Genomic DNA, 12,442 nt, shown 5'->3' on the forward strand with positions numbered 1-12,442 from the left:
GGCGTGAGTCTCAGTTAGCGCCCGGCGCCGTCGCCGTGATCGGGAAGCTGCGCCTGGTCCACGCCGTCCGCCGGGCCACCGATCAGCACGAAACGGCGATCGCAATAGCCGCAATCGACATAGCCGGTCTCGTCGATCTGCAACCACACGCGCGGATGGCCGAGCGCAGCGCCGCCCGGAATGTCGGTGGCACCGTCGCAAGCGACGCGGGTCTGGGTGACGCGGGTGGTTTCGGGCGGCGGCAACATAGGCTTGCGCGATAGCAAGGCGTTGCCTCGCGTGCAATTGCCCAAAGAGGGGCAAAACCGGCTTGGCCTGTCCCGCGCACGGGCCTATCGCTACGCACATGACCGCCAGCACAGACGCCGCCATTTCGATCCAGGGCATCGCCAAGACCTATCAGGGCGGCAAGCGCGCGCTCGACGGGGTCAGCTTCGACGTGCCGCGTGGCCAGATTTTCGGGCTGCTGGGCCCCAATGGCGCGGGCAAGTCGACGCTGATCAACATCCTGGCCGGGCTGGTGATGAAGACCGAAGGGTCGGCGTCGATCTGGGGCTTCGACATCGACCAGCATCCGCGCAACGCCAAGGCGTCGATCGGCATCGTCAATCAGGAGATCCTGTTCGACCCCTTCTTCACGCCGCTGGAGACGCTGGAGATCCAGGGCGGGCTGTACGGCGTGCCCAAGGCGCAGCGGCGGTCGATGGAATTGCTGCGCGCGGTCCATCTGGAGGACAAGGCGAACGCCTATTCGCGCACCTTGTCGGGCGGCATGAAGCGCCGGTTGATGGTCGCCAAGGCGATGGTCCACTCGCCGCCCGTGCTGGTCCTCGACGAACCGACGGCGGGCGTCGATATCGAGCTTCGCCAGCAGCTCTGGGCCTATGTCCGGCAGTTGAACGACCGGGGCGTGACGGTGGTGTTGACCACGCATTACCTCGAAGAAGCCGAGGAGCTGTGCGACCGGATCGCGATCATCAACCATGGCCGCCTGGTCGCCAACGAGCCGACCCGCGAACTGGTCGGCAAGGCGCAGGAAAAGGTCGTCGCGGTGACGGTCGACCGCGACGTCGCGGCGGTGCCCGACCATGCCAGCTTCGGCAAGATCGTGCTGAAGGGCACGCGCACGCTGGAAATCACCTATGCCAAGGACAAGGTGAATGCCGGTCAGGTGCTCGCGGCGGTGCAGGCGGACGGGTATGGGATCGTCGACGTCTCGACCAAGGAAGCCGATCTGGAAGACGTGTTCCTGTCGCTCACGCGGAGTGCGTGACCCAGCTTCCTCCCCTGCAAGGGGAGGGGGACCAGCGAAGCTGGTGGAGGGGTGTCACCCCTCTCGATAGCGGGACACCCCTCCGTCAGGGCTTCGCCCTGCCACCTCCCCTTCCAGGGGAGGAATATTCTTTAGCTCACCCCGCCCGCGCCAGATCCGGGAAACCCGCACGGAAGCCTGCGACCTTGGGCTTGTCCCAGCGCACGATATAGGGGTGCATCGGGTTGCGTTCGTAGAAATCCTGATGCTCGGCCTCGGCTGGGAAGAAGCCGCCCTGCTCGATCCGGGTCGTGATCGGCCGGGTAAAGGCATGGGCACGGGCCAGCTGCGCCATATAGTCGCGCGCGACCCTGGCCTGTTCGGGCGACTGCGCGAAGATGGCCGAGCGATAGCTGGGACCGCGATCGGGGCCCTGCCCGCCGACCTGGGTCGGGTCGTGCGCGATCGCGAAATAGACGCGCAGCAGCGTGGCGTAGGAGACCTGCGCCGGGTCGTAGGTGATACGGATCGCCTCGGCATGGCCGGTCCGCTCGGTCGAGACGGCGGCGTAGTTCGCATCCTCGCGACGCCCTCCGGCATAGCCTGCCGTCACCGAACGCACGCCCTTCACCCGCTGGAACACCGCTTCCATGCCCCAGAAGCAGCCGCCCGCCAGGACGGCCACCTGCGGACGGGGCGACGCGGGCACATCGACCGTCGCTTTCGGCAGCGGCACGGCGCGCTCGGCGCTGGCGGGAAGGGAGGACAGGACGACCGCTCCGAATGCGGTCGCGGCCATGGCGATGCAGAGGGTGTTGCGCATCGCCGGGATATGGGGTGTTTTTGGGGTTCGGCTAGTGGTTGAGCGTCGGGCGTGGGCTTCGACTTCGCTCAGCCTGAACGGCCGTTTTAAAGGAGTATTCCAAACCTCCGTTCCGCCTGAGCGAAGTCGAAGGCCAAGGGAATCACCCCGCCGAACTGCCCCTTAACGAACCGCCTCGACCGGCGCCGAACCGTAACGGCTGGGTGCTTCCGCCGGGTGAAGGACCACGAGGCCGAGAGCGCCAAGCGCAAATCCGCCGGCGAACTGCCACACGAAGCTGGACTTGAGGAGGGCACGCATCGTTCACTTCACCTGTCTTAGCGGGTCGCTCCCCGGTCGGGCGAGCGATCATCCGGGCGCCATCTGGTCGATAGTCGCCGTTCCGACAATGGCGTTTATAGAAACACAGCATTAACGGCACGTGGACGTGTCGTTCATGCCACAGTTAAGCCATATTGCTGCGGCGCACCTTTGTGCATAAAAAAGCCAGCCGATCCGGGATCTTGCCCGGACCGGCTGGCTTTCGCGCCGCAGCAGCGGCAAATTATTTCACGCTTATTTCAGCGCGGCGCAGGCCGTCTGGATGCGGGTGCACGCCTCGCGGAGCAGCGCGTCCGACGTCGCATAGCTGATTCGCATCGCGGGCGAGAGGCCGAACGCCGCGCCCTGCACCGCCGCCACCTTCGCATCGTCGAGCAGATAGCCGACAAAGGCCTCGTCGCTGTCGATCAGCCGGCCCGAGGGCGTCGACTTGCCGATCAGCGGTGCGAAGGACGGATAGACATAGAAGGCGCCTTCGGGCGTCGGGCAGGTCATGCCGTCGATTGCGTTCAGCATCGACACCACCATGTCGCGCCGCGCCTGGAAGGCCAGGTTGCGCTCGGCCAGGAAGCTCTGGTCGCCGGTCAGGGCGGCGGTCGCCGCCGCCTGCGCCACCGAACAGGGGTTGGAGGTCGACTGCGACTGGAGCTTCGCGATCGCCTTGATCAGCCAGGGCGCACCGCCCGCATAGCCGATGCGCCAACCGGTCATGGCATAGGCCTTGGAACAGCCGTTCACCGTCAGCGTGCGCTCGTACAGCTCGGGGCAGACCTGCGCGATGGTGGCAAAGCGGAAGCCGTCATAGACGATATGCTCGTACATATCGTCGGCAAAGACCCAGACATGCGGGTGCTTCAGGATGACCTCGCCCAGCGCCTTCAGCTCGTCGGCGGTATAGCCCGCGCCCGTCGGGTTGGACGGCGAGTTGAGGATGACCCACTTGGTCTTCGGCGTGATCGCGGCGTCGAGCGCTTCGGGGGTCAGCTTGTAGCCCTGTTCCGGGCCCGCCTTCACGATCACCGGCACGCCGCCCGCAAACTGCACGACGTCCGGATAGCTGACCCAGTAAGGCGCCGGGATCACGACCTCGTCGCCCGCATCGATCGTCGCGACCATCGCGTTGAACAGGGTGTGCTTGCCGCCGACATTCACGCTGATCTGATCGGCCTTGTAGGTCAGGCCATTGTCGCGCGCGAACTTTGCCGCGATCGCCGCCTTCAGCTCGGGCGTGCCGTCGACATTGGTGTATTTGGTCTTGCCGTCGCGGATCGCCTGGATTGCCGCCTCTTTCACGAAGTCGGGCGTGTCGAAGTCCGGCTCGCCCGCGCCCAGGCCGATCACGTCGACACCGGCGCGCTTCAGCTCCATCACGCGGCTGGTGATGGCAAGCGTGGGGGACGGGCTGATACGGCCGAGCGCGGCGGAGGGCTGCATGAAACGGAACCTTTGCGTCAGGAGATTGCGGGCGCGCCTTAGCCCGCTATCGCCTCAATCCGCAACCATCTCCGCACGAAACAATCCGCGAAGCGCATTGCCAAGCAAGAATCCGTCTCGAAGATCGGCGCGCGTGAGCGGCCCCTCGATCGCGCGGCCCGTCTCGATCAGATGCGCGCGCAGCACGCCGGGCAGCAGCCCCAACGCCAGCGGCGGCGTCACCAGGACATCGCCACGCGGCACGAACAGCGAGGTATAGCTGCCTTCGGTCAGCAGGCCGTCGGGCGTCTCGAACACCACTTCCCCGGTCCCCGCCGCCGCCCGTGCCGCGTCATAGAAACCGCGCGCGCTGGTCTTGTGCCGCAGCCGCAGGTCGAGCGGCGAGACGGGCAGCGGCACGACCCGCACCGGCATCACGCCGTCGAAGCGAGCGGGCGCAGGCCCGACCTCGACCACCAGCGCGCCGCCACGCGCCAGCAGCAACCGGATGCGCCGTACATCGCGCAGGCGGAAGGTCGCGGCCTGCAACTCGTTGCGCGCATCATGCCGGTCGAAGCGGAAGCCCAGCGCGGTGGCGCTCGCCTTCATCCGCGCGAGATGCGCTTCCAGATGCTGGATACCTTCGAGCGGATCGAAGGCCATGGTCTCGATCAGGTCGATATCCGGCCGCCCCCCGGCCAGGAACGCCGCCTTGGCCAGGCACTCGTCCCATTCGTCCGCCGCCACCGAGTCGGCGACCACGCCCGATCCGATGCCCAGCGTCGCCTGGGTCTCACCCTCGGGCCAGACGAGCGTGCGGATCGCGACATTGAACATCGCATCGCCATTGGCGTCCAGCCGCCCGATCGCGCCGGTATACAGGCCACGTGGCGAATCCTCGATCTCCGCGATCGCCTGCATCGCGCGAATCTTGGGCGCACCGGTGATCGAGCCACAGGGGAAGAGCGCCGCCAGCACGTCCAGCGCATCACGCCCCTCGGCCAGGTCGGCGGTGACGGTCGACACCATCTGATGCACCGTCGGATAGGGTTCGACCGCGAACAGCTCTGGCACCGCGACGCTGCCCGCCCGCGCGATCTGCGACAGGTCGTTGCGCATCAGGTCGACGATCATCAGATTTTCGGCGCACTGCTTGGGATCGTCGCGCAGGGCCTTGGCGGCGCGCGCATCGGCCGCCGGGTCCTCTTCGCGCCGCGCGGTGCCCTTCATCGGCCGCGCGGTCAGCTTGCCCCCATCCAGCGCGAAGAAGAGTTCGGGCGACAGCGACAGGATCGTCGCATCCCCGGTCGCCACCACCGCGCCCCAGCCCGCGCGCGACCGGGCGCGCAGGCCCGCATAAAGCGCCAGCGGATCGCCCAGCACCGGCGCGGTCGCGCGAAAGGTCTGGTTGACCTGATACAGGTCGCCCGCCTCGATCAGCGCCTGGACGGCGGCGAATTGCTCGGCGTGGCGCGCGGCGTCCAGTTCGGGCACCATCTCGCCGATCCAGCCGCCCGCCGGATCGGGAAGCAGCGACTCCGGTGCGACGGTCTCATAGCCCTCGAACAGGCCGAACCACAAAAGCGGGCCGTCGATCGCGCGGGGCGGCACGCCGGGCTCGAACGCCGCGCCTGCCTCATAGGCCAGATAGCCGACCGCCTCGAGCCCGCGCTCCCGGGCCGAGCGCAGGGCGTCCACCGCCGCCGGAACCTCGTCCGCCCGGTGTGCGGTGACGATGCCGACCGGCCGCGTATAGAGACGCGCCGCCGCTCCCCCGTCACGGGCGTCGTCGAGCAGGACGAAAGGAGGAAGGGGGCGCGCCATGGAATGACGATCCATGCACGTCGCCTGCCCCCCCATGCAAGTATCGATTGGCCCGCGCTGTCCCAGCCTTTATCGCCGGGGCATGACCAGTGCTCCCCAGAACCCGCCGCTCCGGGCCGCGATCGTGCCCGTCACCCCGCTCCAGCAGAATTGTTCGATCCTGTGGTGCACCGCGACGATGAAGGCGGCGGTGGTCGATCCCGGCGGCGACCTGCCGCGTATCCATGACGCCATCGCCAAAACCGGGGTGACGGTCGAGAAGATCTTGCTGACCCATGGCCATATCGACCATGCGGGCGGGGCCAAGGCGCTGGCCGACGCATTGTCGGTGCCCGTCGAGGGGCCGCAGGAAGAGGATCGGTTCTGGCTGGCGCGGCTGGACGAGGATGGCCAGGCTTACGGCATCCCCGCCCAGGTGCTGGAGCCGACCCGCTGGCTGTCGGAGGGCGACACGGTGACGATCGGCAAGCTGACCCTGGATGTGTACGAGACGCCGGGCCATACGCGCGGGCATGTCATCTTCCACCACGCCCCGTCGCATTTCGCGCTGGTCGGTGACGTGCTGTTCCAGGGCTCGGTCGGGCGCTCAGACCTGCCGGGCGGGGATCACGACACACTGATCCGCTCGATCGTCGAGAAGCTCTGGCCGCTGGGGAACGAGACCGCGTTCATTCCGGGCCATGGCCAGCCCAGCACCTTCGGGCATGAGCGGCAGAGCAATGCGTTCGTGGCGGACCGGGTGTTGGGATTGGGGTGAGCGTTTTGTGTGGGCTTCGACTTCGCTCAGCATGAACGGATGTAGGGGCTGGGTCCAAACCCCAAACCCCGTTCAGCCTGAGCGCAGTCGAAGGCCAAGGGACTACCGCCGTTCCGCAGCACTCTCTCCGCGAATCGCCTTGAACTCCGACCCCGCACGCCACTCGGGCCAATCGCGGGACGAAGCCAGATCGCGCCCGATCCCGTACAGCAGCCCGACATCCGCCGCCGCCCCGCGCAGATCCCACTTCGCGTCCCACGCGTCGCAGGTCTGGTGGTAACAGCGCATATAGCCGTCCAGCCATGCCTGCCCCGCCGGACGCCCGCCCGCGACCAGATCGGGCGCACCGCTGATCGCCATCAGCAGCAGCGTCGGGACACCACGCCGCGCGACCGAGAAGTGATCGGCGCGATAGAACAGTCCCCGCTCCGGCAGCGCCTCGGGCGTCACCGTGCGGCCTTGCGCGGCGGCGGCGGCCTTCAGCCGGTCCTCCAGATCGTTCTGCCCGTCGCCGACCAGCATCACGTCCCTGGCCGGTCCTGCCGTCTGGAGGATGTCGAGCGTCAGGTTCGCGACGGTCTTGGCCAACGGATAGACCGGCTTCACCGCATAGGTTTCCGACCCCAGCAGCCCGCGCTCCTCGCCGGTCCACAGCGCGAAGACCAGGCTGCGATCGGTCGACGGCGCCGCCTTGAACGCACGCGCCAGTTCCAGCACACCCGCGACGCCCAACGCGTCGTCGTTCGCGCCGGGCCGGATCGTACGACCCTGCGCATCCGCCTTGCCCTTGCCATAGGCATCCCAATGCGCGCCGAACATCACGACCTCATCGGGGCGCGTCTTGCCGGGCAGCCTGGCCAGCACGTTGCGGCTTTCGGCGCGGACGGTGATGACGGGCAGGTCGGCGGAGAAGGCCTGCCCCTTCAATTCCACCGGCCGGAAATCGGCACGCCGGGCGCGCGCACGTTGCTGTGCCAGGTCCAGCCCGGCGGCAGCGAACAGCCGGCTCGCCGACTCGCCCGACAGCCAACCCTGCAACAGGATGCGCGAAGTCGGGTCGCTGCGGACGATATCGTAATTCTCGCCCGCCGGGGCCATCACCGTCGCCCAGCCATAGCCCGCCCCGGCCGTGTCATGGACGATCAGCGCGCCGATCGCCCCCTGCCGCGCGGCTTCCTCATATTTATAGGTCCAGCGGCCATAATAGGTCATGCGCCGGTCGCCGAACCTGCCCTTGGCGTCGTCGCCCGCCATCGCCTCGAAATCGGGATCGTTGACCAGGAAGACGGCGATCTTGCCCTTCAGGTCGACGCCCTTGAAGTCGTCCCAGCCGCGCTCGGGCGCATGGACGCCATAACCGACGAACACCATCGGCGCATCCTTGATCGCCACCCGGTCGACGGGCCGCACGGTCGAGACATAGACGCCCTGCCCCTGTACCAGCGGCATCGCACCCGCCCGCATCGTCCCCTGCCCGATCTGGGTACGGATCAGCGGCACGCTTTGCGTCCATTGTCCGTTCGGACCGCCGGGTTGCAGGCCCATCGCCTTGAACTGCGCAACCAGCCAGTCGACCGTCTTCGCTTCGCCCGGTGTCCCCGGCGCGCGACCTTCAAAGGCGTCGGAGGCGAGTGTCTTCACATCGGCGGACAGGCGCCGCGGCGAAATGGGGTCGGGCGCGGCGGCGGTCAGCGGCGCCGTCAGCATCAGGGCGGCAAGGCCGATCAGGGGCAGGCGAGTCATCAGCGGTCGATCCTTACGACGGTCGTTGTCGGGGCGGGAACGGCCTGCGTCGCATAGACGATCCCGATTCCCCACCCCGCCAATAGCGCCAGGATGGCCCAGGTGCCGATCGCACCCCCGGCCCGCCCGATATTGGGCGCGGGTCGCATCATGCCCCAGCCATGGCCGATCCGCGCGACGATGAACGCGCCGCCGGCGATCCACAGCCAGAAGGACGATCCGCCGCCCAACTCGATCAGACCCATCAGGATCAGGACGAAGGGCGCATATTCGACGAAATTGGCTTGGGCCCGCATGCCCGCCGCGAGTCGCGAATCGCCGCCGTCGCCGATCATGACCTTGCCGCGGAATCGCCCCATGACGATTCGCAGGGCCAGCCATAAATTGACGATGGCGGCCGCCGCCGCGATGCTGAGCGTAACGGGCAGGACCATAAATGCCGTCTTTCCTGTAAATTGCCGGATGCCGGGGAGTGCCATTTGGCGCCCACGCTTGCAACATCGGCAAAACTCGCTATAGGCGCGGGGCTTCGCGATGCGTCCGGCTGGGTGCTCACGCGGCCGGGTCGTCGATCCGGGCGCGCAATGGGTGCTGATCGTGGCGTATTCCACCCATTGTTCGATTGATAAGGTGCCGCAATGGCCGTCCCCAAGAGAAAGACTTCGCCCTCCAAGCGCGGCATGCGCCGTGGCCACGACTCGCTGACGGTCGCGGCATTCCAGGAATGCCCGAACTGCGGCGAACTGAAGCGTCCGCACAATCTGTGCACCGCCTGCGGCCATTATAACGGCCGTGAGGTCGTGTCGGTCGAGGGCTGATCCCTCTACCTTCACCTGAACGACCGTTAGAGGATACCCATGGCCGATAACGCCTGGATCGCCGTCGATGCGATGGGCGGCGACGACGGGCTGGCCGTGATGCTCGCCGGTGTCGCCAGAGCGCGACGCCGCTTCGAGGGCATGCGGTTCTTCCTGGTCGGTGACGAGGCGCAGATTGCGGAGGGGCTGAAGTCCCATCCCAATCTGTCCGCCGCGTCCGAAATCGTTCACGCGCCCGAGGTCGTCGGCTCGAATGAAAAGCCGAGCCAGGCGATCCGGCGTGCGCGGACGACATCGATGGGCATCGCCATCGATCTGGTGAAGCAGCGCCGCGCCGCCGCCGCCGTCTCGTCGGGCAATACCGGCGCGCTGATGGCGATGGCCAAGCTGTCGCTTCGCACCCTGCCCGGTATCGACCGGCCCGCACTCGCGGCGCCGCTTCCCACGCTGGGCGACAATGACGTCGTCATGCTCGACCTCGGCGCCAATACCGAGTGCGATGCGCGCAACCTCGTCCAGTTCGCCGTCATGGGCGCGGCCTATGCCCGCGTCCTGCTGGAACTCGACAATCCGCGCGTGGCGCTGCTCAACATCGGGTCCGAGGATCAGAAGGGCACCGACGAGATTCGCGACGCCGCCGCCGTGCTACGTGGCCAGAATCATCTTCCGCTGAACTTCACCGGCTTTATCGAGGGCAACCAGCTGGCCCGTGGCGAGGTCGACGTGATCGTGTGCGACGGCTTTGCCGGGAATATCGCGCTCAAGACCGCCGAGGGTACCGCGCGTTTTGTCGGCGACCTGCTGAAGCGCGCCTTCCGCTCCTCGACCCGCTCGAAGATCGGCTTCCTGATCTCGCGCCCCGCGACGCAGCTGCTGCGCGACCATCTCGACCCCAACAACCATAATGGCGCGGTATTCCTGGGCCTGAACGGCGTGGTGGTGAAGAGCCATGGCAGCGCCAACGAACTGGGCGTCGCCACCGCGATCGGCAATGCGGCCAAGATGGTGCGCGCCGACCTGACCCGGCGTATTGCCGAGGATCTCCTGAATTTCGAGGACGCCGCATGATTCGTTCGATCGTCACGGGTACGGGGTCGGCACTTCCAACCCGGCGGGTGTCGAACGAAGAACTGGCGCAAGAGGTCGACACCTCCGACGAGTGGATCGTCGAGCGGACCGGCATCCGCTTCCGCCATATCGCGGGCCCCGAGGAGACGACCGCGACGCTGGCCGCCGATGCCGCCAAGGCCGCGATCGCCGCGGCCGGCCTGTCGGCGCAGGATATCGACCTGATCGTGCTGGCGACCGCCACCCCGGACCAGACCTTCCCGGCGACCGCCACCAAGGTCCAGGCGATGCTGGGCATCAACGACTGCGTCGCGTTCGACGTCGCCGCCGTCTGCTCGGGCTTTCTCTATGCCGTGCAGGTCGCCGATGCGATGCTGCGCTCGGGCGTGCAGCGTCGTGCGCTGGTGATCGGCGCGGAGACCTTCAGCCGCATCCTCGACTGGGAGGATCGCACCACCTGCGTCCTGTTCGGCGACGGCGCGGGCGCGATGGTGCTGGAAGCGCGCGAGAGCGACGATGAAGGCGGGCGCGGCATTCTGGCGACGAAGCTCCACGCCGATGGCCGCCACAACGGCCTGCTCTATGTCGATGGCGGCCCGTCGACCACTGGCACCGTCGGCAAGCTGCGGATGAAGGGGCGCGAGGTGTTCCGCCACGCCGTCGTCAATCTGGCGCAGGTGATGGAAGAATCACTGGGCCTGGCGGGCCTGACCTCGGCCGATGTCGATTGGGTGGTCCCGCACCAGGCCAATGCCCGCATCCTCGATGCGACCGCGCGCAAGCTGAACCTGCCCGCCGAAAAGGTCGTCGTCACCGTCGACCGTCATGCCAACACCTCGGCGGCCTCGGTTCCCCTCGCGCTCGACACAGCCGTGCGCGACGGCCGCATCCGCGAAAACGACATTCTGGTGCTCGAAGCGATGGGCGGCGGGTTCACCTGGGGAGCGGCGGTGATACGTTTCTGAACAATCGATTGACATTGACCGAGATAAATCCCTTTCGGTCCCATCGGGCGGTATGATACCGGATCGCCAGATACCATTGGGGGATGGCCACATGACCAACGCTGGAACTTTGACGCGCGCCGACCTGGCAGAATCGCTGCATCAGGAAGTCGGCTTGTCGCGATCCGACTCGGCCGATGTCGTCGAGCAGATCCTCGTCGAGATGTGCGAAGCACTGTCGCGGGGCGAGAATGTCAAGATTTCGGGGTTCGGAACCTTCGTGCTGCGTGACAAGGGGGAGCGGATCGGCCGCAACCCCAAGACCGGGGTGGAGGTGCCGATCGCACCACGCCGCGTGCTGACCTTCCGCGCCAGCCAGATGATGCGCGATCGTATTGTCGCGGCGGGATAGGCCCGAACGGCCCGCGGATGGCGGCAAGGCCGATGGTGCATTGCGCACCATCGGGGAGGTTTCGCGCGAGACCGGCGTGGCGCAGCATGTCCTGCGTTACTGGGAAGGCCGCTTTCCGCAGCTGAAGCCCGTCCAGCGCGCGGGCAATCGCCGCTATTACCGGCCCGAGGACATGGCGCTGATCCGGCGCATCGACCAGCTGCTCAACCAACAGGGCTATACCGTGCGCGGCGTGCAGCAGCTTCTGGAAAGCGAATCGCGGGTAAAAGACGATCCGGCGGCGATCCTGCGCGCGATCCGTGATTCGCTGGTCGAGGGGCTTGCCTGGGACGACCGGGCCGAGCGGTAAGCGTTTCGGCCGTGGCCTTCGGCTTCGGCGTGTAACGCCGACGTTTATCCTGAGCGGCTGGCTTACCAGCCAGCCGAAGGGCTCGGGCTGAACGGGGTTTAGGGATACGATCTACTCGAAACATCCGTTCAGGCTGAGCGAAGTCGAAGCCCACGCCCCGCCGCCCTGCATCAGGCAGGCTGGACCACCCCGCCCTGTTCGCCCAACAGCAAATCCCGACACGCCCGGTTATAGGCGTGCGCCTTCCACCAGAACCAGCCGCCATTGCCGACGCCCCAGGCCGCCACGCCCAGCGCCGCCCAGGGCAGCCCCCGTGCCGCACGCCCGCCACGCGCCGCCACCCGGCCCGCCGCCAGTCCACCCTGGCCGATCTTGCGCGCCGTCTTGGCCAGCCGCCCGGCCGCCTTGGCCTGCGACAGCAACCCGGCGCCGCCGCGCAGATCGCTGAACAACGCGGCGGGGCCGACAAAGCCCTTGAGCTTGCCGACGATCTCCTGCGCCTCGATCGCCATGCCGGGCTCCAGCTGGCGGCGCTGTGCCCCCGTCAGGCCATAGGCATCGCCGATGGCGTCGATCGTCTCGGCGAGGCTCTCGGTGCCGATGGTCAGCGCCTTGGCCCCGGCCTTCAGCGCGCGGCGGCGGATCAGCTTTTCATTGGCTTCGAAGGTCGCTTCGATCGCGGCGCGGTTCATGGGCATTCCCTGTTCGATCATGCGCC

14 protein-coding genes are annotated in these 12,442 nt (G+C 67.3%); 7 read left to right on the top strand and 7 right to left on the bottom strand.

What is annotated here, in order from left to right; genetic code table 11:
* Nucleotides 1-14: 14 nt before the first annotated feature.
* Complete coding sequence (locus ASF14_RS14080) at nucleotides 15-248, bottom strand: zinc-finger domain-containing protein (protein ID WP_056436167.1); 234 nt, start codon at nucleotides 246-248, stop codon at nucleotides 15-17.
* A 98-nt stretch (nucleotides 249-346) separates the two neighbouring features.
* On the opposite strand from ASF14_RS14080, the gene ASF14_RS14085 reads away from it, so the two are divergent.
* Nucleotides 347-1,273: an ABC transporter ATP-binding protein gene (locus ASF14_RS14085; RefSeq protein ID WP_056436169.1), complete on the top strand. Its 927-nt coding sequence runs from the start codon at nucleotides 347-349 to the stop codon at nucleotides 1,271-1,273.
* Between the two features lie 136 nt (nucleotides 1,274-1,409).
* On the opposite strand, the gene msrA is transcribed toward ASF14_RS14085, so the two are convergent.
* The 3 genes from msrA to pabB form a co-directional block, all read right to left on the bottom strand.
* Nucleotides 1,410-2,051: a peptide-methionine (S)-S-oxide reductase MsrA gene (gene msrA / locus ASF14_RS14090; protein WP_056436441.1), complete on the bottom strand. Its 642-nt coding sequence runs from the start codon at nucleotides 2,049-2,051 to the stop codon at nucleotides 1,410-1,412.
* A gap of 579 nt (nucleotides 2,052-2,630) precedes the next feature.
* A complete protein-coding gene (locus ASF14_RS14095) occupies nucleotides 2,631-3,830 on the bottom strand; it encodes a pyridoxal phosphate-dependent aminotransferase (protein WP_056436172.1) in 1,200 nt (399 codons plus the stop codon).
* Nucleotides 3,831-3,884: 54 nt separating this feature from the next.
* On the bottom strand, nucleotides 3,885-5,633 hold the full coding sequence (gene pabB, locus ASF14_RS14100; protein WP_056436444.1) for an aminodeoxychorismate synthase component I: 1,749 nt from the start codon (nucleotides 5,631-5,633) through the stop codon (nucleotides 3,885-3,887).
* 82 nt (nucleotides 5,634-5,715) lie between these two features.
* Here pabB and ASF14_RS14105 point away from each other — a divergent pair, with 82 nt between their 5' ends.
* The gene (locus ASF14_RS14105; protein WP_056436174.1) at nucleotides 5,716-6,390 is read left to right on the top strand and encodes an MBL fold metallo-hydrolase; all 675 of its coding nucleotides are present in this window, start codon (nucleotides 5,716-5,718) and stop codon (nucleotides 6,388-6,390) included.
* A 102-nt stretch (nucleotides 6,391-6,492) separates the two neighbouring features.
* Here ASF14_RS14105 and ASF14_RS14110 read toward each other — a convergent pair whose 3' ends face one another.
* The gene (locus ASF14_RS14110) at nucleotides 6,493-8,133 is read right to left on the bottom strand and encodes a M28 family metallopeptidase (protein WP_056436176.1); all 1,641 of its coding nucleotides are present in this window, start codon (nucleotides 8,131-8,133) and stop codon (nucleotides 6,493-6,495) included.
* A complete protein-coding gene (locus ASF14_RS14115) occupies nucleotides 8,133-8,567 on the bottom strand; it encodes an MAPEG family protein (RefSeq protein WP_056436178.1) in 435 nt (144 codons plus the stop codon). The genes ASF14_RS14110 and ASF14_RS14115 overlap by 1 nt, the downstream gene beginning before the upstream one ends.
* 204 nt (nucleotides 8,568-8,771) lie before the next feature.
* On the opposite strand from ASF14_RS14115, the gene rpmF reads away from it, so the two are divergent.
* From rpmF to ASF14_RS14140, 5 genes are all read left to right on the top strand, one after another.
* Entirely contained in the window at nucleotides 8,772-8,951 is a 180-nt protein-coding gene (gene rpmF / locus ASF14_RS14120) for a 50S ribosomal protein L32 (RefSeq protein WP_042488281.1), read from the top strand.
* Nucleotides 8,952-8,990: 39 nt separating this feature from the next.
* The gene (gene plsX, locus ASF14_RS14125) at nucleotides 8,991-10,019 is read left to right on the top strand and encodes a phosphate acyltransferase PlsX (RefSeq protein WP_056436179.1); all 1,029 of its coding nucleotides are present in this window, start codon (nucleotides 8,991-8,993) and stop codon (nucleotides 10,017-10,019) included.
* Complete coding sequence (locus ASF14_RS14130; RefSeq protein WP_056436181.1) at nucleotides 10,016-10,984, top strand: beta-ketoacyl-ACP synthase III; 969 nt, start codon at nucleotides 10,016-10,018, stop codon at nucleotides 10,982-10,984. Before plsX ends, ASF14_RS14130 begins: the two co-directional genes overlap by 4 nt.
* 91 nt (nucleotides 10,985-11,075) lie before the next feature.
* Nucleotides 11,076-11,375, top strand: a complete 300-nt coding sequence (locus ASF14_RS14135) for an integration host factor subunit alpha (protein ID WP_042488275.1) — start codon at nucleotides 11,076-11,078, stop codon at nucleotides 11,373-11,375.
* 40 nt (nucleotides 11,376-11,415) lie between these two features.
* Complete coding sequence (locus tag ASF14_RS14140; RefSeq protein ID WP_236697077.1) at nucleotides 11,416-11,724, top strand: MerR family transcriptional regulator; 309 nt, start codon at nucleotides 11,416-11,418, stop codon at nucleotides 11,722-11,724.
* A 170-nt stretch (nucleotides 11,725-11,894) separates the two neighbouring features.
* On the opposite strand, the gene ASF14_RS14145 is transcribed toward ASF14_RS14140, so the two are convergent.
* Entirely contained in the window at nucleotides 11,895-12,416 is a 522-nt protein-coding gene (locus ASF14_RS14145) for a hypothetical protein (RefSeq protein ID WP_156884149.1), read from the bottom strand.
* Between the last annotated feature and the right edge of the window lie 26 nt (nucleotides 12,417-12,442).

Origin of the sequence: Sphingomonas sp. Leaf257 (assembly GCF_001422185.1) — a bacterium.
Taxonomy (GTDB): domain Bacteria; phylum Pseudomonadota; class Alphaproteobacteria; order Sphingomonadales; family Sphingomonadaceae; genus Sphingomonas; species Sphingomonas yabuuchiae.